The 26,965-nt window shown below is 35.8% G+C and carries 20 protein-coding genes; 6 read left to right on the plus strand and 14 right to left on the minus strand.

Features of this window, described 5'->3' with window-relative positions; genetic code table 11:
• Window positions 1-1,533 precede the first annotated feature (1,533 nt).
• Both F6K18_RS28090 and F6K18_RS28095 read left to right on the plus strand, forming a co-directional pair.
• Window positions 1,534-1,761 (plus strand): hypothetical protein, encoded by a 228-nt coding sequence (locus tag F6K18_RS28090; protein WP_287525690.1) that lies wholly within the window; start codon window positions 1,534-1,536, stop codon window positions 1,759-1,761.
• Window positions 1,718-2,203 carry an IS200/IS605 family accessory protein TnpB-related protein gene (locus tag F6K18_RS28095; protein WP_287525692.1) on the plus strand — a complete coding sequence of 162 codons (486 nt, stop codon included), beginning with the start codon at window positions 1,718-1,720 and terminating at the stop codon, window positions 2,201-2,203. Before F6K18_RS28090 ends, F6K18_RS28095 begins: the two co-directional genes overlap by 44 nt.
• Window positions 2,204-2,556: 353 nt before the next feature.
• On the opposite strand, the gene F6K18_RS28100 is transcribed toward F6K18_RS28095, so the two are convergent.
• Window positions 2,557-4,182: a calcium-binding protein gene (locus F6K18_RS28100; protein WP_287525693.1), complete on the minus strand. Its 1,626-nt coding sequence runs from the start codon at window positions 4,180-4,182 to the stop codon at window positions 2,557-2,559.
• Between the two features lie 836 nt (window positions 4,183-5,018).
• On the minus strand, window positions 5,019-6,227 hold the full coding sequence (locus F6K18_RS28105) for an HhoA/HhoB/HtrA family serine endopeptidase (RefSeq protein ID WP_287525694.1): 1,209 nt from the start codon (window positions 6,225-6,227) through the stop codon (window positions 5,019-5,021).
• Between the two features lie 1,347 nt (window positions 6,228-7,574).
• Between F6K18_RS28105 and F6K18_RS28110 the strand changes: the two genes are divergently transcribed.
• Window positions 7,575-8,435: an ABC transporter permease gene (locus F6K18_RS28110; protein WP_353735200.1), complete on the plus strand. Its 861-nt coding sequence runs from the start codon at window positions 7,575-7,577 to the stop codon at window positions 8,433-8,435.
• A gap of 880 nt (window positions 8,436-9,315) precedes the next feature.
• On the opposite strand, the gene F6K18_RS28115 is transcribed toward F6K18_RS28110, so the two are convergent.
• Complete coding sequence (locus tag F6K18_RS28115; protein WP_287525696.1) at window positions 9,316-9,447, minus strand: hypothetical protein; 132 nt, start codon at window positions 9,445-9,447, stop codon at window positions 9,316-9,318.
• 4 nt (window positions 9,448-9,451) lie between these two features.
• Window positions 9,452-10,720 carry a ribulose bisphosphate carboxylase small subunit gene (locus F6K18_RS28120; protein WP_287525698.1) on the minus strand — a complete coding sequence of 423 codons (1,269 nt, stop codon included), beginning with the start codon at window positions 10,718-10,720 and terminating at the stop codon, window positions 9,452-9,454.
• Between the two features lie 336 nt (window positions 10,721-11,056).
• Between F6K18_RS28120 and F6K18_RS28125 the strand changes: the two genes are divergently transcribed.
• The gene (locus F6K18_RS28125) at window positions 11,057-11,800 is read left to right on the plus strand and encodes a hypothetical protein (protein ID WP_287525700.1); all 744 of its coding nucleotides are present in this window, start codon (window positions 11,057-11,059) and stop codon (window positions 11,798-11,800) included.
• Window positions 11,801-13,705: 1,905 nt separating this feature from the next.
• Here F6K18_RS28125 and F6K18_RS28130 read toward each other — a convergent pair.
• From F6K18_RS28130 to F6K18_RS28180, 10 genes are all read right to left on the minus strand, one after another.
• A complete protein-coding gene (locus tag F6K18_RS28130; protein WP_124146093.1) occupies window positions 13,706-13,906 on the minus strand; it encodes a hypothetical protein in 201 nt (66 codons plus the stop codon).
• Window positions 13,907-14,329: 423 nt separating this feature from the next.
• Window positions 14,330-14,635, minus strand: a complete 306-nt coding sequence (gene nuoK, locus F6K18_RS28135; RefSeq protein ID WP_287525761.1) for an NADH-quinone oxidoreductase subunit NuoK — start codon at window positions 14,633-14,635, stop codon at window positions 14,330-14,332.
• Between the two features lie 27 nt (window positions 14,636-14,662).
• Window positions 14,663-15,280, minus strand: a complete 618-nt coding sequence (locus F6K18_RS28140; protein WP_287525703.1) for an NADH-quinone oxidoreductase subunit J — start codon at window positions 15,278-15,280, stop codon at window positions 14,663-14,665.
• Between the two features lie 363 nt (window positions 15,281-15,643).
• A complete protein-coding gene (gene ndhI / locus F6K18_RS28145; RefSeq protein WP_287525705.1) occupies window positions 15,644-16,258 on the minus strand; it encodes an NAD(P)H-quinone oxidoreductase subunit I in 615 nt (204 codons plus the stop codon).
• Window positions 16,259-16,350: 92 nt separating this feature from the next.
• Window positions 16,351-17,469 carry an NADH-quinone oxidoreductase subunit NuoH gene (gene nuoH, locus F6K18_RS28150; protein ID WP_287525706.1) on the minus strand — a complete coding sequence of 373 codons (1,119 nt, stop codon included), beginning with the start codon at window positions 17,467-17,469 and terminating at the stop codon, window positions 16,351-16,353.
• 349 nt (window positions 17,470-17,818) lie between these two features.
• Window positions 17,819-18,274, minus strand: a complete 456-nt coding sequence (locus F6K18_RS28155) for a GAF domain-containing protein (RefSeq protein ID WP_287525707.1) — start codon at window positions 18,272-18,274, stop codon at window positions 17,819-17,821.
• Between the two features lie 1,032 nt (window positions 18,275-19,306).
• The gene (locus tag F6K18_RS28165) at window positions 19,307-20,722 is read right to left on the minus strand and encodes a chloride channel protein (protein ID WP_287525710.1); all 1,416 of its coding nucleotides are present in this window, start codon (window positions 20,720-20,722) and stop codon (window positions 19,307-19,309) included.
• Window positions 20,723-21,414: 692 nt separating this feature from the next.
• Window positions 21,415-22,557, minus strand: a complete 1,143-nt coding sequence (locus F6K18_RS28170; protein WP_287525712.1) for a citrate synthase — start codon at window positions 22,555-22,557, stop codon at window positions 21,415-21,417.
• A gap of 881 nt (window positions 22,558-23,438) precedes the next feature.
• A complete protein-coding gene (gene sixA / locus F6K18_RS28175; protein WP_287525715.1) occupies window positions 23,439-23,939 on the minus strand; it encodes a phosphohistidine phosphatase SixA in 501 nt (166 codons plus the stop codon).
• 336 nt (window positions 23,940-24,275) lie between these two features.
• A complete protein-coding gene (locus tag F6K18_RS28180; protein ID WP_287525717.1) occupies window positions 24,276-24,773 on the minus strand; it encodes an HNH endonuclease in 498 nt (165 codons plus the stop codon).
• A 560-nt stretch (window positions 24,774-25,333) separates the two neighbouring features.
• Between F6K18_RS28180 and alr the strand changes: the two genes are divergently transcribed.
• Together alr and F6K18_RS28190 are read left to right on the plus strand one after the other, a co-directional pair.
• A complete protein-coding gene (gene alr / locus F6K18_RS28185) occupies window positions 25,334-26,551 on the plus strand; it encodes an alanine racemase (protein ID WP_287525720.1) in 1,218 nt (405 codons plus the stop codon).
• Window positions 26,541-26,678, plus strand: coding sequence for a hypothetical protein (locus F6K18_RS28190; RefSeq protein WP_287525721.1), 138 nt, complete (start codon window positions 26,541-26,543; stop codon window positions 26,676-26,678). Before alr ends, F6K18_RS28190 begins: the two co-directional genes overlap by 11 nt.
• Window positions 26,679-26,965 lie beyond the last annotated feature (287 nt).

Here is a 26,965-nt window from a genome sequence, read left to right on the forward strand (position 1 = left end):
GGGGAGGGTGGGGAGTGTGGGGAGTGTGGGGAGTGTGGGGAGTGTGGGGAGTGGGGGGAGTGTGGGGAGTGTGGGGAGTGTGGGGAGTGTGGGGAGGGTGGGAAGTGTGGGGAGTGTGGGGAGTGTGGGGAGTGTGGGGAGAAATTAAAAAATATATATTTTCACCATTACGCTAGGTTGTCCTTACAAATTTTGGTAGTCCTGCAACTGTAATGGTAAGTGGAGACAAGCAACACTTAGAACGGGAGCAAGATGCTCCCACTGACGATAATTACAATGCACCACCACCAAAATTTCATCTTGTGATACCAATTTGACAATTTTTTGCTACAAATAACTAGGTTATTTCTTAGGAGTCAACCCACCCCTAATATCATGTCCGGTTAAACAGTTATAGAACCCCTAAGTATATCTTTAATTTTCTCTTTTTTGTCTGTTTGGCGATCGCCAATTATCCAAAAGTAGTTTCTAACTAAAAATTAGACAAGAAGGGAAAATATAGTTTTAAATTATCATTTCAGTGATTAAAATAAATAATTTTAATCAAACAAGTTCCGATTTTCCCCAAATTATTGCAAAATATTTCACGCACTTGCGTTATTTTAGGCATTTGGTATCATAATTTGTACATAAGGTATTGTGCCAATGTTGTGTTTAAAAGTAAAAGATTCTGTCTAGAATCAAGCTACAAGCAAGTGTTTACGTTAATATCATCCAGAATATTTACATTTTTGCCAAAGGTGAATAATCTCAAAATGAGAAATTTTAGACAAGTAGAAATGCTTAAGTAATTATGGCTATTGACAGATAACAAGTTAATAGAGTAACAAGTTGCGGCCGGCTTTTATAGTCCTAAGTTCATAATTTTTCGGTTTCCACCAACCCTGATAGTTGTTAGGCTGCGATGAATTCGGCTTTCTGTCAGCCAAAGTATTTCAAGAAAAGAGCCGGTTAGGGGTTCTATAAAGGCTCTACTAAATATTTGACAAAATTTAATAGTATAATGAAATTGGCTGATAATTCCAGACTAAATAATCATAAAAATGCCGAAATCCTCGAATCCTAATATAATTTTAACCCCTTGATTTATGAGATTAGTAGAGAGACATATTATTCAAAAAAATCATCAATTTTATACTGAAATTGACAGACTATGTTTCTTGTCGAAAAATCTCTTAAACTCATGCTAATTATTTAGTTCGTCAATCTTCCATTTTTGCACATAATTATCCTCACTATTATGACCTGCAAAAAACACTCTCTACTCAATCAGATTATCAAGCAATTCCAGAATCGAGTATCTCAACAAATCTTGATGATTTTAGATAGAAACACCGAAAAGTTTTTTAGCAGCGAACGAAGTCTATAAACACCAAGTCATCAAAGTTTAATGCTCGTCCTCGTCTTCCTAGATATAAAAATAAAATAATAGGAATAAATATTGTAGTTTATACGACACAAGCCATCAGCAAAAAACAATTAAAACAAGGAATAATTAATCCTAGCAAGACAGAAATTTATCTAAAAACATTAGTGCCTACTGCACAAATTAAACAAGTTAGTCTAGTGCCTAAACTAAATCATTATGTAATAGAGGTCATTGATGAAAAATGCGACAAACAATACGAGCTAGAGAAAAATCGTTGTGCCAGTATTGATATAGGATTAAACAACTTAGCTACATTAAGTTTTAATCAAGCCGGAATCAAACCAAAGAGTGATCAATGGCAGACCGTTAAAATCTATCAATCAATACTATAACAAAATTAAAAGCTTCCTACAGTCTCAAATCCAGGAAAATAGATCGAGTAAGAAACTGAAAAAGCTGATGTTAAAAAGAGAATTCAAAATTAATGATTATCTTCATAAATCATCTCATTTGATTATTAATACCCTGATTAATCAGAAAATAGGAACATTGATAATAGGGCACAATCAAGAGTGGAAGCAGAAGATAAATCTAGGGAAAAGAAATAATCAAAACTTTGTATATGTTCCCTATAATAAGTTAATTGAAATGTTATCTTATAAAGCCAAGATGGCAGGGATAAATGTAATTATTACAGATGACTATTATACGTCAAAAGCAAGTTTTATAGATAATGATTTGATTCCTGTGTACACTGAAGGTCAGAAAAATCAAGTCACCTTTTCAGGAAAAAGAATAAAGCGATGCAGCGCCGCCAAAGGGGGTTTCCCATGAGCGACTGCATCAAGACAAAGAGGAATGCAATCGTACTGCAAGCATTGGATTAATTAATGCTGATGTCAACGGTTCTCTAAATATTATGAAAAAAGCGGCTCCCTTTTGTCTTTGACCATGGGATAGAGGAGCCAGTACGCCCTTGCGGGTTCCCCGACAGTCACGCAACTGGCGTGGTGTTGTAGTTCACGAGCGTCAGGGTAACACCTGCAAAATAAGGATTAGTCATATTTGACTATATTTTTATGAACTATAATTAAAGTTTAATAATATGAAATATAAAAAAGAATTCTACTGACTCTTCCCTAACTATTCAACCGGACATGATATAACTCCCTATTCTCTCTTCCTTGCTAAATCAAAATCAATCCACTTTGAACTTCCAATTCTGTAACACCAATAAAAATCGCTATTAAATCCCCACCTACAAAAACTCCAGTACCTCCCTGACTCTCTATCGAAGCAGGACTCAACACAACTCCATCGGCACCAAATGCAATAACTACATCACCTTCGAGATTATCAAAATCAACAATTACTCCATAATCACTACTACCTGCACCACTATAAAAAGCAACATCACTATTACCCAAAACAAACGTATCAGCACCAGCACTACCAGTCAAAAAATCAATCTCATTTTCTCCAGACTGACGACCTGCACCAATAATAAAATCATCACCAATACCACCAACAATAGTATCATTACCCAAATCTCCACTGAGGATATCATTTCCTCCACCACCATCAAGAAAATCATTATCTCTACCTCCAAATATCAAATCTTCAGACTCTCCCCCACTCAACTCATCATTACCCAACTCTCCTAAAATGAAATCTAAATCAAAACCACCATCAACTATATCGTTACCCTTACCTCCACGAATAGTATCATTACCTAAGTTTCCCTCCAGACGGTCATTATCTTGATTACCAAAAATACTATCGTTACCATCATTGCCAAAAATACTATCATTACCTTCATTTCCGGCAATACTATCATTGCCTATTCCACCATCAAGGCGATCGCTATCTTCATTCCCACCGATACTATCATTGCCGACATTACCAAAAATACTATCGCTTCCCACATTGCCGACCAGACTATCATCACCCCCACCCCCATCTATCTCATCACTACCTTCATTACCCAGGATAGTATCATCACCCTCACCACCACCGAGAATATCGTTATCTTGATTGCCCAGAATACTATCATCTCCTATTTCACCATTAATGGTATCAGCTCCTTCATTACCAAATATGGTGTCATTGCCTATCCCCGCAAAAATACTATCACTTCCGGGACTACCAAATAAACTATCTTGACCTGCTTGCCCATCAATGGTATCATTACCACCTAGTCCAAAAATGGTATCATTGTTAGGGGTACCTTGAATAAACTGAGGAGTATTATTACCAATAATGGAACCTGGTGGAAATTGACCGTCTGGTATGAAAGGAGGTGGAGTAGGAATATTTACACCATCAATAATACTGGTACTATTAACATCTATTCTGCCATTTTCTAGAGTTACAGTTCCTGTAATTGCGATGGGTTGATTTGGCTGTAAGTTTAATGCTATAGCATTAAATTCATCTAATAAGTTAACAAAGTATATTTGACCATTAGAATTTAAAATAAATTGGCGATCATCAACTACAAAACCAACAGTTCCAGATATAGTTTGTAGTCCGACAATTGGTGGTGGAGGTCTGGTAAAATCATCATTAATTAGAATAGTATTGATTAGATTTAATCGGTTATCTTCTAAGTTTATAAACCCTGTTACTTTGATTGATTGATCAATTTGTAAGCCTAAGATTGAAGTATTTAGTTCATCTATAAGGTCTACAAAAAAGTTTTGACCATTGTCAGCTGTCAGAATAAAAGTATCATTACCAGTAATAGAAAATATTGTTCCTGCTACTTCTGTTAATGTCAATTCTAACTGAGAGCTGGTTATGATGGTTGTCATAATTTATGATTTTAGTTGATATTTGCTGAAGAAGGAAGAAGGAAGAAGGAAGAAGTGGATTGGGACTCAAACCTCAACCAATTGTAAACACCGTGTAGACGGCGGGTTATTAAACCCAAAAAAAAAGATAAATATTGATAAATAGCTAATGTTAAACTTAAAAAATACTTAGTTTCTGTATTTCTATAATAGTCAAACCATAGATACAAAAATCTAAGGAAAGGTTAAGACATATCAAAAGCTTCAAACTCAAATAACGCCTCATTTTACCTTCTTCCTTGTGCTATATTTCCAAAAGTCAAATAAACTTCTTCTGAAACCTTTGTAGGGACGTTCCATGGAACGTCCCTACTATTTTTATGATAATAAATCCTACATTTAATTGCACCTACCTACTTAAGTATTAAGTTAAGATTAAATGTAAGACAAACTCTATTATTATTAATTAAATCAACATTAGACATAGGAGTGGAAATTACACTTATGGATTATGTTTTATGTACTTTTTTCATAAATTTTCTTCCCTGTTGCCTTCCGGAGCTGTTGCCTACTTCTGCAAAAAGTTTATTCTTTTTCGGAGATGTCTATTAGACATCTGGTAAAAATCAAAAATAAAATCAATTATCGTACATAAATTATCAATTATTTCCCCTCCTGGGAGGGGGAGGGGCGAGGGGTGGGTTCCCTATTCCCTCTTTTCTGGAGATTTCTATTTATTCCGATTCTACTGGACCGACACAGCTAAAAATGTGCATTAGAAAATGGGGGGATGGGGGATTGTAATGACCGGGTGATGCGGTGATTATCAAAAAGCCTAATGCACTATTTTAGGCGTGTCAGTCTACTACTGAGAGGGGAAAAGTATCGGGTTTGACGAGAATTGTAGCAATCTTACGATTACGAATTACTTCTACTGCTAAATCTTTTCCAACTAAACTTTGTTCTACCTGTTGCTGAACTTCTACTGGACTTTTAACTGCCACTCCAGCTACTCTCTGAATCACATCTCCTTGACGCAAATCAGCTTTAGCTGCTGGAGAATCTTCTATAACTCGCATAATCACAACACCCTGATTTTGCTGAATATTCATGTCTAGTCGTTTATTAATTTCATCTCTGACTTCTGGCGTTAAATCAACCATTGAAATACCTAAAAATGGATGGTCTACTTTCCCATTATCAAATAACTCATCCGCAATTCTTTTTGCCGTTTCTATCGGAATAGCAAATCCTAATCCTTGGGCATCAGCTCTAATCGCTGTATTGATGCCAATTACTTGACCACGGCCATTCAAAAGTGGTCCACCAGAGTTGCCAGGATTAATCGCGGCATCTGTTTGGATAAAACGGACTCGTTTGTCTGGAATACCGACTTGAGAACTGCTACGACCAATAGCACTGATAATTCCTACCGTCACAGTATTGTCTAAACCAAGAGGATTGCCAATAGCGATCGCCCATTGTCCCGGAATTAATTTTTCTGATTTGCCAATGGACACTTCTGGTAGACCTGTGGCCTGAATTTCAATTACAGCCACATCTGTTAGTGAGTCTACACCTTTAACCTGACCTTCAAAAACTCGGCCATCTTTCAGTGTCACCTTAACTGTATCAGCTCCACTAACTACATGAGCGTTTGTAATTAAGCGACCATTAGAATTAATAATTACTCCAGAACCAGTACCACGTTTAACGCGTTCTTCTGGAATAGGTAAATTTTCCCCAAAGAAACGTTTAAATAAGGGATTTTGAAAAGCTTCTGGAACTTGAGTTGTTAACTTTTTAGCTGCATCAATACGGACTACTGCTGGACCTACTTTTTCTACTGCTTGAGCTATAAAGTTATAGTTAGTCGGTTCAAGTAAAGCATTTTCAGAGTTTGAATGTGACGGGTAATCTATCGGTTGCTGTTTGACTACAGGTACTACATTAGAGTTTATGGTCAAACCTTTGGCTTCGATATAACGATGACCCAACCATCCTGTGCCACCACCAATAGATAGTAGAGAAAAATATAAAGTCAATTGCTTGAAGGATAAAGTCATTTTTTTCCTGGGATATAATTCCTTGGATTTAGATATAGATATTTAAGAGGTAAGATCAGTATAATTGGCCTTTTTCAGATTAACAAAAGTAATTCGATTGATAATTTAAGGACTTTTTTTGCCTAATTTTTGTCTAACCCCCATTCACAAGGTTTCTTGGTCTAAAAAAGCGCTTTGGACGAGCAGATATAACATTTCTCAGTAAGCGTGAGTTACACTGCTGGAGATCCCCTACTACCCCCCTTGACAAGGCAGGGCTAATTCTTTGTCCTCAGAGAATATTCATAAGAAATACAAAAAATTGTGCAAGCAAATATAAGAATCTTCCCACATTCCGCTCCTGGGATAGGTTAGGGGTGAGTCCCCATCTCCCTATCAATTTTTTTCTAGTGACAATAAATTGACCCTATCCTTGACAAGGGGGGAAACCGAAAGTCCTCCTTTTTTAGGGGGATTTAGGGGGATCGTTGATGTACCGAAAACTGCTATATTAAATTTCTAGTTGTAGTGGCACACCACTGGAAAAATTCAAAGAATATGTTGAACAGCAAGAACCTCCTAATTAATTTTTTTTTGCTGGTCGGGATTCAACAGTCACGCTAACTTACCTTGTGTTCCAGGTCTTTTCCCGATATTTTAAAGATAAATAAAAATTTGTAATGTCCTACTATATTTATAAGATTATAAGTTACCTAATATTAAATTAAGTCATTAGATTGTTGTCAAAACCAAATTTAAGACTTTTACCTTATTTATTGTTAATTAGTTTAAAACATCTTAAAAGACATGAACCTATCCCAGTAATCAGATTTTTAGTAAAAATCCTAAATATTTTAAGAGTTAAAAACGAAAAATTCAGCTTTTCAAACACATTTTACTTAAATAAATAAGTCTGTTAATAAATAAGCGTGTTAAAAATAGTGGAATAGGTTCACTGATTTTCAGTATTTTCTCTAAAGCACCACATTCATACAAATTTCTGATTAATATCTCTGTCAGGTGAAAGTATTTGTGAAAGTGAGTACATTTTATATCTGTAATTTTGATAATTCCGCTACCGTAAGAGTTATTTTAGGCTTTGTTGCACTTGGATGGAAGGTAACAAAATCTAGATGAGCTTGAGATGCTGAACTATACTCACACCTTAGCTTGTGGCATTAAAATTTAGTAATCTTAGTCTACTAATATCATTCATTATAGTTATACAGGGTCTGGCAAACATTTTCTGGGAAGAACTAAGATAATGAATTTATTTTTCTTTTTTTAAGGTAAACTATGGGAACTTTCGCATTTAGATAAATTGGTATTATAAAAAAACTACAGATACATAATAGAATCTAGTCTCTGATGATACCTACTGAAATTAATAAGAACAAGAAACAACCATTAGCACAAACAAAACCACAAAATAAAATCCTGAATAAGCTACTTTCTCTTGAGATTATTGCTCCAATAATTTTAGGAATTATAGTACTGCTAACCTGGGAAATTTCCGTGAGAGTAATGAATATTCCTCCCTATTTATTCCCAAGTCCAATATTAGTATTTCAGACAATGATTCAGGAATGGAATCAATTATTTGCCTCTCTGTTAATTACCGTCAAAATTACAGTTGTTGCCTTAGCAGTGGCAGTAGTTTCAGGGGTGTTAATTTCCATGTTATTTGCTCAGAATAAATTAATTGAAAGAAGTTTGTTTCCCTATGCAGTGATTTTACAGACTACTCCTATTGTTGCTATTGCTCCTCTAATTATTATCTGGTTCAAAAATAATACTTTTGCAGCTTTAATTTTCTGTGCTTGGATTGTCGCATTTTTCCCGATTATTTCTAATACTACTTTGGGATTAAATAGTGTTGATAAAAATTTGAGCGATATGTTTAAGCTATATGGAGCATCTCGTTGGCAAACTCTAATTTATTTGAGATTTCCTAGTGCTTTACCTTATTTTTTAGGTGGGTTAAAAATTAGTGGGGGTTTAGCATTAATTGGAGCTATAGTAGCAGAATTTGTTGCAGGTACAGGGGGTACTCGTTCCGGTATTGCTTATCAAATTTTGATATCTAGTTACAATTTAGAAATTCCCAGAATGTTTGCTGCTTTATTTTTAACTACAGGTTTAGGAATAATTATTTTTGTTTTGTTTACAGTTTTATCAGATTTTCTATTAAAAGATTGGCATGAAAGTTCTTTACAGAAAGATAGTTAAAATTTAGGAGGAGTCATTTCAGTTATCAGTTATCAGTTATCAGTTATCAGTACCTCTAGTTAAACTCAGAGGCTTAAATATTGAACTTTATTTTCTCTTGGTCGATTGGATATAACGCAGGTTTCCTCCCCATCCCACCCTACGGGAAGCTACGCTAACGACCGCTTTTTCATCCTCTTAAAAGGGGAGGGTTGAGACCTTATTTTTTTTGGTCAGGAGTCAGGAGGATATGCTTAAAAATGTAACCGCTCAATAATCCGGGGTAAATCGGTAAATGGTAAGCCTCAAACGGCGTAAAATCGTTCCTAAACTGGTAGTCCGCCCCGATTTATTGAGCGGATACTTAAAAATAGTCTATTCAGTTCATTTTAGATATTTAGGGTTTGCTGAATAAAGTCTTTTGGTAGGAGTAGGAGATAGGAGAAATGGAAATTGTAGAGGAGGTAGTCGTAAAAATTTTCCCTTTATTTTTCTGTCATAATCATCCCAAAATACTAGCTTTTTGAGCTTTTTAGACCGAAAAGCTTACACTTTTTCAAGGCAAAAAAAGGCTGAAACAAATATCAGTCAATCCTTTGATATTTAATCAGCAAGCCCTATTTATTTCTATCGTTTATTCCTTGTTTTCAATATTTACCGAAGAATTAATAATTTAATAATTCAATAATTCAATAATTCAGGCTTAAAGCCTCCCCTTTCAAGGGGAAAAAAGCGGTCGTTAGCGTAGCTTCCCGTAGGGTGGGATGGCGATCTTCGGAGCGGCTCTGATAAGAGTAGGTTTCCTAGCCATATCCAATCGACCAAGAGAATAAATTTTTTCCCTTTATTCAATCCTCTTCCTTTTAGGGAGAGGTAATGATCAATTATCCATTATCAATTATCAATTATTGAACCCCTCTTCCTTCTTCCTTCTTCCTTCTTCCTTCTTCCTTCTTCCTTCTTCCTTCTTCCTTCTTCCTTCTTCCTTCTTCCTTCTTCCTTCTTCCTTCTTCCTTCTTCTTTCTTCTTTCAAATATCTAATTTGGTTTATGAATTATTTGCTCAACTAATCTGCACTTTACATTAGAGTCAATTCCAATCAACCTCACATAATCATTTTGATGTTCAGCTAAACAATTTTCTACAGCATTAATCACTTCTTTTTCTCCCTGACTATCTATTGTTCCACAACTTTTCCATGAACCAGTTTTATATCTACGTTTATCTGCATATTCCATTCCTATTTTCAAACCATCTTGGAGAATTTGTTGCACTTTTTCTCTAACTTCTGAACTGAGATTATTATTTTTAACGTTATGATTAACCCTATTTTCTATTAACTGATTAGATATAGTTACTTCTGGAGATAAATAGTTAGAATTTGGCGCAACTTTTTCCGACCGCTCTACCTGAGCACCACCGAATAATCGAGATTGATTATATTCTTCAACTAATCGCAATTCTCGGATACGTTGTTGTTCTCCAACCATAATTTTTCCATATTCTAGAAGATGAGATAGATTAAAATTAGGTTGGGGAAAATCTGGAATTTTTTCTACAGAATTCACTACCCGTTTGGAAATATTTTCTATTCCTACTTGATGAATAAAATCACGAATCTGTTCATCATATATTCGACTGCGTAAAGCACTGAAAAAATCTATAGCTTGGTCAGAAAATTCATCTACTAAATTCTCAATATCTCTGGCAGAAAGTTCATCAGTTTTAAATATGCCACCCACTATACCAATTCTATCTTCTCGATTTGGTTCCCAATAAAATTTCTCCATTCGACCATCTCTAATTAAAGGTGCATAGAGGGTAGAAAAATCATTTCCAGTCACAATAATAGGTATTCGATGTAAAGGAGTTTCATCATAACTACCAGGCAATTGTACATTAGTAGGATTATCAGCAATATTCATCAAAGTAGCATTTACTAATTGAGTATTTACCGTATATTGAGTACCCCCATCAAATCTACCAGCACCTGCATCTAAGTCATTAATAAATAAGGCACACATTCGACCTTGAACTTTAATTTTTTCTGACGCTTCTCGATAACGTAAACGTAATAAACGTGCTGGGTCTCCCGCATCTTTACTTTCTAATTCTCCACCAGATATTGTGACAGGTTCTATTCCCATTTTTTCAAATACTAATTGGCATTGAAAAGTTTTTCCTTCTCCTTTTCGTCCGTGTATTCCTAATATTAAAGGTACTCTAATCCTGGGGAGTTCTAAGAAATTTTTGGTAATGTGAACTGCTAGTTTATCTATAAATCTAGGTGATATGTAATATGGCATTTCAGTTATTAGTTATCAGTTATTAGTAACTCTGCTTGAAAGCGTAGGTTTCAAAGCTTATTTCTTAGTAACCATATCATTTTTATGGCAATATTTATCAAGTTAATCTTTGTTGAGCTTTAAGATTGTTCTTTGAAATTGAATTTCCTTCCTTTAAGCTTTAAGAAGAATTTGAAATTTTCCGTGGATTTAGGTTTTTTATCTAATACAGGAGACTCTACAGTAACTGCGATATAATTAATAGTTATGTTTTGAGTGTATAACGCTTGCTTGAAAAACACTCTAACAAGTGTCAAGTTAAAGGAACAAATTCGATGTTACCCTCTGAATTACTTTATGAGTGACTTTAAATTAATTTATCAATATAAAGATACAACTTTAGTTCAGCCAGAAGTTAGGTTTGGTGATTACCCTCCTTCAAAAACAGAGAAAAAGTTTGTTAGCCGTCATGTTTATAAGAAAGAGAATAGTTCACAAGAGATTTGGCGTAAATCGGAATTATTAGAATTAAAGGAATTTGTCAAAGAGCAATACTGGGTATTAGTAGATTTTTTTCATGGGCAACCTGGAGGAAGAGAAAGAGAAATCAGCTATACTAGAGAAACTGGTTTAACAATTCAGAGATTTGAAGAAATTGCTTCAAAGCTAGGTATTAGATCATCTCAAGAATTAGGAGCTGATGGTTTTAAATTGAGATATAAGGTGTCTCAGGAGTTAAGTAGATCGACAAGTGAAAGTATTACTATTGCTGAAAAAACTTCTAAGAAACACACAACTAAAATTCCACCCCAGTCTTTTGAGTGGTATTTTGCCATTTATCAGCTAATTGATGTATATACAATTAATACAGTACACTTAAACCCCTCATATAATTTGAAGCTAACTATTAAAGTATTAGCTTCTCGGTCCAAAGACAGAGAGGTTATAGCAAAGGAAGATTTAGCAGCAGATATAGCTAAGAGAAATTTTGAATCTGGGTTAAAGCAGTACAGTGGTAACTCTGACTACACCTTTAAGTCAGAGACTTTTGAAGTTCCAACTCTTTATTTTTGCGAGAAATGTGACCCACCATTAAAGTAAACTATTCCTAGTGTTGTGCAATATAAAGTTGAACTGGTTAACCACAATATAAAAAGATGAAAAATATTGGTAAAAAGTCTACTTTTATTCCTACTATTAGTTTTTTCCTGATGTAGTGCTAATTTATGCAATACACATAAATATACTTTTGTCAATTGCCAGTTAAATAGGTTGGAGAAAATTAGTTAGTCATCCTTCAAGCAATAAAGAGCGATCGCTACCTAAAATAACGACATAATAAGGGTTTACAAGTTTATTTTTCCATTAAGCAATAAAAATCCCTTGGATTATAATTAAATTCACCATATCACGAAATTGAGAAAAATCGCTGAAAGTATTGAAAATTTGTTAGTTTATTCACCAATATTATTGTCAGAGATTGATAACAAAGTTTTGAATTTTAAAATACACAACCTGAAAAGTATAATTAAAACTTGTCAAAAATCTCTGACTACAATTGAGACAAAGATTTTGAGAAAAAAAAGACATCTATTTGATATCTTTGTCCGCGATTAAATTTTTGGGCGTTGCTGATTGGTAATGATTTTTAGATTAAGTATCAACGTAAAATATAAGCTTTTTCTTAGTTGAATAAAAAGTCATGTGTAGGGGCGAGCAGCACCCAATGATTGCATCATACCATAACTTTTTTGGAGATGCAACGAGAAATACCTTGCCGTTTTTTGGAGCTTCACAGGATGATTATTTTCTGGATTTGTGCATAAGTAATATCAATCTGTTGATGGGGTAAAAATTTTTCCTGTTGCCAGTTCTTTCGCGAATGCTTCACAGGATGATATTTTTCTGGATTTGTGAGTATAGCGATCGCTTCTACATGAATAATATCGGTACTATTTATGGGGTGAGTATCTCCTCTATATGTATTCAGTGGCGAAATGCTGTTTTTGCATTGAATAAAAAGTCATGCTTAGGGGCGAGTTACACCTAATAATTAATTACATAGCATCATAATTTTTTTAGCGATGCAAGGAGAAATATCTGGTTATTTTTTGCTGCTTCACAGAATGCAGATTAATCATCCGTGTATCCGTGGTCAAATCCTTGTCTAGCAAGAACTTCTCCCACTCTGAAAAAAACTTTTTCAATGTTGCTCAAATTTAATAGTAAGTAGCTGAAAGTAAAATTGAAAAACTTATATTCAGCAAACCCTACTTAATCTAAAAATCATTACCACTCAGCAGCGCCAATTTTTGAGTTACGAGTCGGTAAGTGGAATAGAGGCAACACAGAAATATTTTCATTTTGTTTAGCTCCTGCAAATCTTTCCATCTATACCTCCTAAGTGGAAGATCGCCAACATTTTCATTTGGTTAAGCTCCAGGCGCGCCAAAGGATTTCCGCTTCCATACTCACAATTTTTGTGATATCATAAAATTTATAAGGAATTGTTCGCCCCTACGCATGACTTTTTATTCAACTAATTTCCCTAACTGAGAGACAATCAAATCTTCAGGAATTTTTCCCAGGAGCAATACCAGAAATATTTTCATTCTGTGAAGCTTCCATAAATAGTGGTTTTTTCTCATCAAATCTTTCCATCAATAACTCCCCAGTGAAAAATCATTAACATATTCATTTTGTGAAGCATCCTAAAAAATGCGGCGTGCCAAAGGTTTTTCGGTTCCATGCTCACAATTTTTGTGATATCATAAAGCTTATAAGGGTTTGTTCGCCCCTAAGCATGACTTTTTATTCAATAAAAGCATAGCATAGTTTTGATTGCGATCGCTCAGTTTGCAGAAAGGAAAGTTAATGTAAATGTAAAAGATACGGTTAGGGGTTCTATGGAATGTGGAGTCGTTGAAGTTTTAAAACAAATTAAAAAACCCAATTTCTTTTGCTAGTTGAAACTGGGTTTTGGAATAAAAATAAATATAAAAATAACTAAAGAGTTTGTCTAGAAATCAACTTTTCAAAATGAGCCTGAGTTTGCTGCAACATTTCCTCACGACCATCTTTTGCTTGATTAAGAGAAGGAACTAAATTACGAGCGTGTAAAGTCATGTGAAATTGTAAATCAGCCACATATTCACTAACATCTTGATGTAAAGAACAAGATGGATATTTTTTAATTTCTGAATTCAAAATTTTTTCCTCCCCTAAATTATTTGAGCTTGTTTATGATTAGAAACGGTAGCACGGAAATTATTTTATGTTGCAGCTTAGTAACGAAGCTTAATATTTTTCAGTAAATAAAATTATATTTCTTTACATAGTATTTAAAAAAAATTTTTCGACAATAAATAGTTACCGAAAAATTGTGGTTGAAATCCTCCTATTTTAAGAGGATAAAAAGAAAAAATCTCCTTTGAGTCAATCCTATCAGTTTTAAAGGAGAGGTAATTCTAAATTCTTAATTATAAATTCTTAATTCTTGAAATCCAGATGCACAGGAATACATTTAAAACTGCTCAAATAAAACATTTTATAGTATTAAAAAGTAAGCATTCAAATATTATTAACTAAAGCTGAACGCTGAATGCTAACAGCTGAATGCTTACCTTAAAATTACCACTTTAATAAATTAAACTGTTCCATATCTACAGTGTCACGGTTACGATAAATTGCGAGAACTATCGCTAGACCAACGGCCGCTTCAGCAGCAGCAACAGTAAGTACAAATACAGTAAATACCTGACCTTTAATATTTTGGGGATCTAAGAAATTAGAAAAACCCATCAAATTTAGATTTACAGCATTAAGCATTAACTCAATAGACATCAACACCCTAACTGCATTGCGGCTAGTAACTAAACCATAAATACCTATACAGAAAAGTGCTGCGGCCAATAACAAAAAATACTCCAGTTGCAATTGCATAAACTTATCAACTCTTTGAATTTAATTAGTAGAAATTTCGCTAGAACCAGACACTAATTCACGGGGACGTTCTGGCAAACTTAAAACAGGTGTTTGAGGGATATCAGTCGGTACTTCATCAGGCAAAATATCTCGACGAGCCAAAATAATAGCACCCACCATTGCCATTAACAAAAACACAGAAGCAAGTTCAAAAGGAAGTAAAAAATCACTAAAAAAGTGCCTGCCGATTAAAACAATTGAACTTTCTGTACTAGCAATACTAGCACCAGGAATTGACCAAGAAGTAGATAAAACCATGGTACTTAGTAGGGCAAATAAACCAACACAAACTAAAGCTGTAGCTATTTTTCTCAACCAAGCATTAGGCAAAACTTTAAAATCTTCTCGTTTATTTACAAGCATAATTGCAAATAAAATCAAGACATTAACAGCTCCAACATAAATCAAAACTTGGGCAGTAGCCACAAAATCAGCATTTAATAAAAGGTATAAACCAGAAATACTAATAAATACTCCACCCAACAAAAATGCTGAGTAGACAATATTAGAAAATAACACTACTCCCAAAGCAGCAGCAATCATCATTATGCTTAATAAAGCAAATGAAACAAATTGAACTCCTTGTGCTAAATCCACTTTTTATTCCTTTTGAGATTTGTTTATTTTGAATTCTATTAGCTATTAGTTATTAAACGTAAGCATTCAGCGGTCAGCTATCAGCTATCAGCTATCAGCTATTGGGGTTATTACCTTATAAAAAAGGAGAAAAAGCAATTGAGAGATTTCAAAAAATTAAAATTATGGGTAAAAGCCCATCACTTAACCTTAGCAGTTTATCGAGCCACATCTACATTTCCCTCTATAGAGTGAAAATTTAGTAGAAGTTCAACGAATGCTTGCTTCATTCATTCAAAAGCTGTTTGCGTAGCATTCCAAAGGAAGAGCTGACCGCTAATAGCTGAATATTACTTCACAACTAAATAACTAATAAACTAATAGCTATTTTTCTGTAGTCTCTGCCACTGGTTTTTCAGCTTCCATTTGTTCAAGAATTTCTTCCGGACGAAGACCAGCGCGACGTGCATTTTGAGGAACTGTATGAGGGTCTATCGCTCCCTTAGGTAAGTAAGCTAATTCTCGCATAGGAGTTACCATTGGGTCATTTGTTACCTTATATGGTAATCGTCCCAGGGCCACATTATCATAGTTCAACTCATGGCGGTCATAAGCTGCTAATTCATACTCTTCCGTCATGGATAAACAGTTAGTTGGACAATATTCCACACAATTACCGCAGAAAATACAAACACCAAAATCAATACTGTAATGCTTGAGCCTTTTCTTTTTGCTTTCTTTATTAAATTCCCAATCAACTACAGGTAAATTAATCGGACAAACCCTTACACAAACTTCACAGGCAATACACTTGTCATATTCAAAGTGAATTCTGCCTCGAAATCTTTCAGAAGGAATAAGTTTTTCGTAGGGGTATTGTACAGTAATAGGACGACGGCTCATGTGGTCAAAAGTTACAGATAAACCCTGACCAATATATTTAGCAGCTTGAAAAGTTTCTTTAGCGTATTCGCCTACTTGGTTGAGGAATTTTAGCATGGCGTTCTCTCCTAGGAAGTCTAATTAATTAGCAAAAGTAATTTTAGATTTTTGATACAGTTTAATCTAAAAGTCTCAAATCAGCTATGGATTTATCCACCAAAAGCTAGTGGAAAGGCTAACTTTAAGGCTGCAGTTAACAGTAGATTTACCAAAGCAACGGGTAGGAGAAACTTCCATCCCAAGTCTAATAATTGGTCAATCCTGACTCTTGGTAATGTCCAACGTAACAAAACAGCAATGAATACTAGAAAATAAGCTTTGAGCAATGTCATAGTAATGCCCAAAGTAGCAGTAATTATTTGTAGCCACGGAGTTGTTTCACTTACTCCTAACCAGTCACTGAGAAGTCCAACTGGTACGGGGGACTCCCAACCACCTAGATATAAAATTGCCACAAATAGAGCGGATAGAACTAAATTAATGTAAGACGCTAAGTAATAGAGGGCAAATTTCATCCCTGTATACTCTGTTTGATATCCCGCTACTAACTCTTCTTCTGCTTCAGGAAGGTCAAACGGAAGTCTTTCACATTCTGCCAATGCTGATATCCAGAAAATGAGGAAACCCGCTGGTTGTCTCCAAATATTCCATCCTAAAATGCCATAGCCTGATTGTTGCTCAACAATATCAATTGTGCTGAGACTATTGGACATCATCACTACTGCCAGTACAGCTAAAGCTAAAGGTATTTCATAGCTAATAGACTGTGCTGCTGCTCGTAAACCTCCTAGTAGAGAATATTTATTGTTGGAGGCATAGCCAGACATCAGCAGACCAATAGGCTGAATACTGGAAAGGGCTATCCATAAAAATATTGCTACCCCCAGGTCTGTGATAATTAAATTTTGTCCAAAAGGAACTACTAGATAGGACAAAAATACTGGGATGGCTACTATTACAGGGCCGAGAGTAAATAGTAGAGGATCTGCTTTAGAAGGAACAACGTCTTCTTTGAAAACTAGCTTCAAACCATCAGCTAAAGGTGCTAGAGTTCCCAAAGGACCAATGAATTCTGGGCCAATTCTTTGTTGAGCTGCTGCGGAGATTTTTCGCTCTAGCCACACTGTTACTAGAACACTAACAGTAGCAGCGGCAATCATTAATAACATGGGTAATGGTAGCCAAACGGTTCTGGCTATTTCTGGAGATAGGCCCAAGTCTACGAGAGCTTGAATAAATGTTCTTTGTAGATCAATTCCTGAATTCATTTAGAGTCGGGTTAAATAAGTATTATTACTTTGCTTGTTGATTTTATCAGAAAGATAGGGTTCTGGGATTACTCAAACCCGATATTTCTATGGAGCATGGATCATGGATAATTGATAATTGGTAAAAGAGGTTTATAGTTCATAAAAATTTTGATGTCTATTATAAATTGGTAAGCAAACAGCTATTAGCTGTCAGCTCGATCACAAAAGCAGATGGTTTGAATGAATATAGACTTTTTCAGCCAGCTAGAGAGCGTAAGTATAAATTCTGACTCAATCAGTAAAGCTTTATATCTAAAACTAAAAGCAATAGCTGACTGCTGTTTGCGCAGCATTCCAGAGGAAATGCTTACAATAGAAGCTGTCCTAAACTTTCGGCTTGACTTGTTGCTATTTCTATAATTTTTGTATCTTTAGAATGAGTTTGTGATGTAAAAAAAGCTAACACTATCAAAACTTTATTTTGTGTAATTACAGGCACAGAAAAGCCGCTTTTGACTCCAAAAGCTTTCGCAATTTGATTGCGTAAAAAATATCCCTCAGATTCGATAGTTACGTCTATAATCCATTCCGGTTGTTTTGATAACCAAACTCGTCCTGGTAAACCTTCACCCCTAGATAATATAAAATCTTGACTACAAACCCAAAATTGTTCTAAATCCTTATTGCCAAAACCGGAATTAACATAATAGCTGGAACTAAGTTGTAGTAGATTTTTATCTTCATCTGGTATCCAAGCTTCACCATAAGGAAAATCAGTTGATACACAAATTTTTTCTAGACTTATAGTAATAGTTTCATTCATCGATATAGGTTTGGTTTATCAAATTAAATCATGTCTGATTGAATAGTTATAATTAGGGCTTACTGATTAAATATCAAACCATTGACATATAAAAATTCCTGCAATGGTATACTTGAAACTTCTGATAAACACTCTCTATTTTCAGTCTTTTTAGCTTGAGTGATTAACTGTTTTTGTAGTTCTGAATTAGTAGGTTTCTTTTCTCCCAATCTATACTTTTATTGGCAAGAGGCTAGGCTATCATTCCAAACAACACGGACACAACTAAATAGCTTTGCTAATTGATATTTTGTCCCGGTTTTGGATAGATACGATACTTAAATCTAGCTTTCATAATTCCTATCCAAACTAACAGAATGATAACATATATATTGAAAAAAATAACTAAAAAATCGCTCTTCTAGGGCGAGGCTTTGAACCCAATTTTTTGGTAAAAATTACCCCAAAAAATAATAAAAAATCAAAACATAGCTCAATAGTAAATATACAAATAATTTTGTCTAACTACTTACTCAGCCAATAATTATAATTTAGGGTTTGCTGATTAAATCTTAAAGCACTGACAGATCAAGATTCCATACTTTTTAGGTCTGGAAAAATTACTGTCTTTTAGGTTGCCCAGGTTCAAAAAGCTAGCATTTTTGGGTAACTATGGCAGAAAAATTAGGAGATTATTCTTTCGACCACTTCCTCTATAACTCCCATTTATCCTGAATCTTAACTACTTCCTACCTCAACAAAAAGACTAGTGAAGCGCAAACCCTAACTATATATTTTACCGAAGAATTAATAATTCAAAATTCAATAATTTAGGTTTAAAGCCTCCCCTTTCAAGGGGAAAAAAGCGGTCTCCGGATGGCGTTAGCGTTTGCGATAGCATTCCGCTAGGAAAGCGGGTCTGCAAGAACGGGTTTCCTCGCCATATCCAATCGACCAAGAGAATAAATTTTTTCCTTTTATTAAATCCTATCCGTTTTAACCTTCTTGTAATTATCAATTATCAATTATCCATTATCCATTATCCATTATCCATTATCCATTATCAATTAATGAAACTTCCTGTTCATATAGTGCTGTTTTAATCAGGCACTGTGGATGTTCTACTTGTTTTCTAGGACGTTGAGTTCTTAACAAACCAATATTGCTAGTCAATATAAAACTGGTAAAACTAGCGATCGCTATCATCGGAATTATCGACGTATCAGATAAAACACTCAAAATAATCGAGGTACTAATCGGAGTTTTGGTAATCGATACATTAATGGCCGCCATGCAACATAACATTGCAATAGTTGGATGTACCGCTGGAATCAAAAAACTGATGGCCAATCCTAAACTTGCTCCCGTGAAAAATAGGGGAAAAATAAAACCACCTCGAAATCCACCATGAATCGTGAAACTAATGGCCATCATTTTAGCCAAACAAATTCCGAGTAACGTCACAACCGTAAGTGTAGTAGCTGGCTCAATTAATTGAGTTTCAATTTGCTGCTCGCTAAAGAAGAGAGTTTGGGGGTATAAAACTGCCAACCACCCAATTCCCAATCCTCCCAAAATTGCTCGCCAAATATGCCTATTTTCAATAGGTTGAATGGCCAACTCTGTAAGTCGAAAAATCCCAATAAACAAAATTCCAGCTAAACCACCAACTATTCCTAGAAATCCAGCTTCCAGAAGATTTAGCCAACTCAAAGCAGGAATACTATCAAAGTAGTCAAAGCGATAGATACCTCCAATTTCTAACCCAGTGCCAAACCGAAACACACCAAAACTAAAAATCCCTGCAACAACCGCCGGAATAATTGCTTCATAATACTGAATTCCGCGGCGATGAGGAATCTCCAGGGCAAATAAAGGGCCACCAACCGGATCGCCAAAGAAAGCTGCCAATGCTGCACCCATACCACAAAAGGTCAGAACTCTTGTTTCCTTAAGACTCAAATTCAGTTTATCTGCAATCCAACTTCCTAAACTACCATTAATTTGTACCAGAGGTGCTTCAGGTCCCAAACTTCCACCAGCAGTAATTGAAACTAAAGAAGTGGCAATCATTCCTGGTGTTTGACTTGGTTCCAAACGACCAGGATCGTGAATTTTTTCAATCACCTTTGCCATTTCTCCTGGTTGACCAAAGAAATAGAGACACAAGCCAACCCCAAACCCTCCAATTGTTGATACAATCCAGGTGTAGTTCCATGCTGGGAACCAATCCGGGAAAATTCCTGTGAAGTAGTGCTTCCCTATTTCCCAGACCAACTCCAAAAAGTGTTCTAAAACAAAGTAGTAAGCTGTAGCAACTAATCCCCCGATAATGCCAACAGCACTGGTATAAAGCAGAACTTTGGAATACAACAATTCTTGAGTTGGACTGCTTAATTCTAGTTCGTTGTCTTTGACATTTTGATTATATATACTAGGAAAAGACCATTTAATCTCCCTCTTAATCAAAATCTTCTGGGTAAGAAATCCAACTGCTAGTACGAGAAAGCTTATTACAAAGGCAGAAGCAAAAATATTCATAGGTCAAAAAAATCATTAATAGTTTCCTGCTAATAACGACTTTTAGTAACATCTTTGACATCTTCCCGAAGCTGCTCTTGAGATACTGTGCAGGATGAACAATTATGCTACACACCTATGCGTTTTTGGTTCCTTCTGTCATACTCTTTCTTCCAAAGGAGTTACACTTTTCATGTCCCGTAGCATTTCATGTCGGCGACAGTTGAAAAAACAATTTCTGAATTATCCATGATCAAATAGTTCATAAAAATATAGTCACATAAGACATATCCTTATTTTGCAGGTGTTACCTTGACGCTCGTGAACTACAACACCCTATATCCCATAGCTAAAAGCAAAAGGGAGCTACTTTTTCTTTTCCTCTTTTTTGATGATCTCCCTGATTCAATTTCTACTTGGTCATAATACAGAGTCTTGGACGTAGGTTCTGATGTGTCTAGAGGTAGCGTGTCATTCCAGTAATTTCACCCTATTGAACTCAGATCGTTGACTCTTGAGGCTATTTGATTTTCTATCATCACAGACATTGTTAGATTATGTCAATAGTAGCCCAAATTTCTGGAGACAAAACCGCAGATTATACTACATAAGACTATATTTGTTTTGAATGTTTATGATACTTAACGTTCTTGAATAGGAGTATAAGAAATATTATGCTCTCCTGTATAAATTTGTGTAGGACGAAAAATCCGATTTTCTATTAACTGTTCTTTCCAGTGAGCTAACCAACCAGCTACACGAGCTATAGCAAATACTGGTGTAAATAGATCGCTAGAAATGCCTAATTTTCGATAAACCAAACCAGAATAAAAATCCACATTTGGGTAAATCCCTTTGTGGCCTAATTTTTCCTCTACAGCCTTTTCCATCTCTAAAGCAATCTCATAATATTTGTCGTAGCCAAACTTATCAAATAACTTTTCTGCCAGTTCCTGAAGAATAATAGCTCGCGGGTCTTTCACTTTATAGACTCTGTGACCAAAACCCATAATTTTGGCCTTAGTCTCCAAACATTTTTCTAGATATGGCCTAACATTTTCTACCGAACCAATTTCGGACAACATAGTAATAACGTCTTCATTAGCACCCCCATGTAGTGGACCAGCTAAAGTTCCCACTGCCGAAGCTATAACTGCATAAGGATCTGTCAAAGTAGAAGAAGTTACCATAGCTGAGAATGTAGAAGCATTAATAGTATGTTCAGCATGGAGGGTCAGACAAACATCAAATACCTGTGCTGCTAATGGATCGGGTTCCCGTTCATTCAGCATATATAAGAAGTTGGCTGCATAGTCCAGGTCATCTTTTGGCTGTACAGCATCGTTACCTTTACGCATTAACTGGAAAGCAGCTACCATAGTTGGAATTTTTGCCAGTAACCTGATGACTGCAGACCTAATATATTCTGGGTTATCAAGGGCACGGCGAGAATAAAATAAACCTAAAGCTGCTGCTGAAGTCTGTAGAGCGTCCATTGGATGTCCAGTTTCTGGGAAACATTTCATCATGTCCCGAATTCTATACTTAATTCTTCTGTGATAGCGAATGTCATACTCAAAGCTTTCTAATTCTTCTTTGCTAGGAAGATAGCCCCAAATTAATAAATATGCTGTTTCCAGAAAAGAACTCTTTTTTGCCAGTTCCTGAATATTAATGCCTCGGTATTCCAGTACTCCTAGCTGTCCATCGACGTGACTGATACTTGATTGGGTAGCGGGAACACCTTCTAAACCTGGTTTAAATTCGATACAGACGACAGACATTACTATACCTTTTACTTAGTTAGAATATTCTCACCTTATACTATCAACTAGCTTAGTTGTGTTGTGGTTTTGACAATAATTTATTAATAATTCTGGCTATTGATACTCCTACCGTTAAATCATACAAATAATATTGGCTTCAATTCCTGCAAATATTAGAAAGTATTTCATTAAGAGATAGATCTATTTCATAGTCTAAAAATTGCTTTCTCACAATTCGTCGCTTATCATGATTTAAAGTTAATATATTCAACAAAAATATTGTCTGCCCAGTCACAGAGTTTGTGGGTTAATTTAAAATGCCAACCACCTCTATTTTTGGATATTTTTTCCTGTAGTATTGCTATTGGATTCTTGAATTTTAGGTAATTATTTGAACCTATATTTTTATTTTTCAGTCTTCTTTGCCACAAATGTTAACTATTAACTGATAACTTATAGCTAAAATGACTATCAAATATATAGCAAGGAACGAGCTAGTATTTGACTTATATTGATGATCAACCTGAGACAGAGGAAAACTTTTTTCACTGTTCCCTGTTTCCTATTCCCTGCTGTGCAATTAATTTTTTTTTTGAATTTGGTTTAATTAGGGTTTGCTGATTAAATCTAAAAGCATTGACATATAAAGATTTTAACCTTTTTGGGGTAGAATTGTAGTGCGCCTATTTCAGTCTAAAACGCTCATGGATGTTAGTATTTTAGGCTCATAGTTGGGCAGAACAATCTTGGGACAAAACTTAGCTCCTACTTCCTCGCTCCCGATCCATTTCTCCCCTCCTGGGAGGGGTTAGGGGTGGGTTGTCTCCTGTCTTCCCCTCCTAGGAGGGGTTAGGGGTGGGTTGTCTCCTACCCCTACCAAAAGACTTTTTCAGCAAACTCTAATTAAGTAGAAATTTTGGTGGTGTCAACCAAAACATTTGACTATTACCTACTGGTGAACCAACTTCAGGCAAGGAAATACCTATAACCCCTGCTTTCTTTAGTATCAAAACTTGTCTAGCTTCTCCCCAGATTAAAATTTCTGCCCAATTTGCTAAGTCTGGTTGATGGCCTACAAGGGCTAATTCTCTATTTTCTTGAAGTTGCCATGTTTTTAGCCATTTTAGCCAGATATTAATTTCACCATCAGGAGCTAGTGGTAAAAATTCTTCTACTTTAGAGCTTAATTTATTTTCTTGAAGAATTTTAGCAGTTTGATAAGCTCTAACTAAAGGACTGGTGAGAATTAGGTTGAAATGAAGACCTAATTTTTTGAGTTGTTGAGCAATTTTGTGAGTTTTGCGATCGCCTGTTTCCGTCAAAGGACGTTCTGAATCTGTGGGATAATTTTCTGCATCTGCAGCTATACCGTGACGGATGAAATAAACATTTATACTCATAAGCTGTTCAGCATTCAGACTATATTATCAAATTTTTGTTAGAGAGAATGAGCTTTTAGTGCAACTGCTATGCAAAAGTATACGGGGAGAGTGGCAAGGGTGAGGAGATGGGGAGAATCTAGACAGGGCCTGGTTTGAGCATACACTGCATTAATCAAAACTGATGCACCCTCCTTTTTAATAAAAATACTAACTGTAGCAGTCTAAAGAAGCTGAAAACTCAAACAAAGTCAGATTTTTCCTTCTGCCTTCTGTCTTCTGTTTTTTTTTTCTGTCTTTTGCCTGACATTGCTATTTTCGATACAAAAAACCCCTGCCTTCAGATGGACAGGGGCTTCATAAACCAATCACATATTTTTTCCATTCTTTATTCCTACCACTTTTGACGTGTTTAGTCAATTCAAAGTAAAGGCCACTATAGGGTTTTCGAGGAAGATAATGCAAAGTCATATTCGCCTCTTTTGGGGTACGATTACCTTTGCGGACATTGCAGCGAACACAAGCAGTCACAAGATTTTCCCAGGTATCGCCACCACCACGCGATCGCGGCACTACATGATCTAAGGTTAAATCATCGCCTGTATAATTACAGTATTGACAGGAATGACCATCTCGGTGCATAATGTTTCGGCGTGTCAAAGGAATATCCTTATAAGGAACTCGGACGTAGTATCGCAGTCGAATAACTGTGGGCAAGGGAATATCTGGCAGGATATATACCCCATTATGCTCAATCTGCTCCGCTTTACCTTTGAGCAACAAGACGATCGCTCGTCGCCAACTCGTGATATTGAGCGGTTCATAAGAAGCGTTCAACACTAAAACATTGGCCATTGATATTTCTGAAAAGATAATATTTTCTCATAGATTAACACAATTGATATTTGTTGGGACAAAAGTTTAGAGTTATACCAATTTGATCAATGTTTGCTACAAATAGCTAGGATATTTCTTAGGAGGACTGAGTCAGGAGGACCGAGTCAGGAGGAATGAGTCAGAATTAATGGCTTTAATACCAGTTTTTAGGTCAGAATTTATCTTTTTAGTCCAAGAGAAATCTCCTATAAAGTAGGGGGGGATGGCAACTTGCTAACGCAAAGCTGCCGCGAACACCCTTACAGCCCTGATTATTCGTAACATTCTTTTTTTTAATTGGTATTAAACAATTTTCTGACAGACAAATTTAAGGTATAAAAAATTTTTGGCGTTGCTGATTCTGGGTATGATTTGATAATTTTGTATTTTGTATTTTGGATTGTTTAAACTACTTGTTAATATTAACTGTTCCCTATAAAAATAATCTTCCCGAGCTGTAGCTATATAACCTGATAATCACTAATTATGGTAGCAAATAGTTTTAATAGGAAAGTTAATTAATTGAGGAGTGAATCAAAATGTTGAGTTGGGAAAATGCTTCTTTTAAAACTCTAGTAACAGAAAGCTTAAATCAGGACTCGATAGAAAGTGATGCTTATGGAGGGATTTGTCAAAGAGCTTGGGTAGAAATTAACGACCAGGCATTGGCCTATAATGTACGACAGCTTAAGAGTATTCTATCAGCAAAAACTAAATTGATGGGAGTAGTTAAAGCAGATGCTTATGGCCATGGAGCGTGTCAAGTATCTCAAACTATTTTAGAGGCAGGTGCAGATTGGTTGGCAGTCGCAACAGTGCCAGAGGGAATAGAGTTAAGGTTAGCTGGAATTGAAGCACCAATTTTAATTTTAGGAGCAACAGACCGACCAGAACAAATTCAAGCGATCGCTCACTGGCAACTTCAACCAACTATTTGTACCCCTCAGCAAGCTTTAGTTTTTTCAGAGACTCTTTCCCATTACACTAAAGCAATGCCAGTGCATCTGATGTTGGATACAGGAATGTCTCGCTTGGGAATGCCTTGGCAAGAAGCAGTAAAATTTGTACAATTTGTCCAGAGATTACCAAATTTAAAAATTGCTAGTATTTATTCTCACTTAGCCACTGCAGATAGTCCTGACCAAACAGTGATGAGAAAACAGCATCAAAGGTTTGAGGAAGCAATAGATTCGTGTTGTATTGATAGAGAAGGTTTTTCTAGGGATGTGCAGCTTCATTTTGCTAACTCGGCAGCTACTTTAACTGACTCTGCTTTACATTACGATCTGGTACGAGTGGGTTTAGCTCTTTATGGTCTTTATCCAGCACCTCATTTGCATCAGAAAGTTAATTTAAAACCTGTAATGCAGGTTAAAGCTAGGGTGACACAGGTCAAAACTATTGAAGCAGGTACTGGTGTGAGTTATGGTTATCAATTTATTGCTAAAAAGCGGATGCGTTTAGCAGTAGTAGGTATTGGTTATGCTGATGGTGTACCTCGTAACCTTTCTAATAAAATGAAAGTTATTGTGCGCGATCGATTGATTCCTCAAGTGGGAGCTATTACTATGGATCAATTGATGTTGGATGTGAGTGCTATTCCTGATCTAGAAACAGGTGAAGTAGTCACTTTATTGGGAGAGCAAGGTAAGTATCAAATTTCTGCTGAAGACTGGGCAAATACTTTAGGGACTATTTCCTGGGAAATTCTTTGTAGTTTTAAGCATCGACTACCTCGTGTAGCAGTTGAGAAATAGCAGTCAGGAGTCAGGAGTCAGGAGTCAGGAGTCAGGAGTCAGGAGTCAGGAGTCAGGAGTCAGGAGTCAGGAGTCAGAAGTCAGGAGTCAGGAGTCAGGAGTCAGGAGCTTGATTTTTTGGTGGTAGTGCATTGTAATAGTGGTCTATTGTAATTATTTTGGTTAAGGAGAACGGTAGTGGGAGCATCTTGCTCCCGTACTCGCGGGCAGGAGGCAGGATGCCAGTACTAGAGGTTTTTCATCCCTATCTACCATTACGCGAGCAGGACTACCGATTTTTTGAACTTGCTGTAATTCTCAAAGAATTTGACATCCTCTCCCGTTATAATCTTTGATTTAACGGGAGATTCCCAAACCTCGCGCAGTGACACCTAAGTGTTATCATGTTCCCATTGTATCATAATTCTATCTCAA

It is taken from the genome of Okeania sp. SIO2C2 (genome assembly GCF_010692625.1).
In the GTDB taxonomy this organism is placed as follows: domain Bacteria; phylum Cyanobacteriota; class Cyanobacteriia; order Cyanobacteriales; family Microcoleaceae; genus Okeania; species Okeania hirsuta.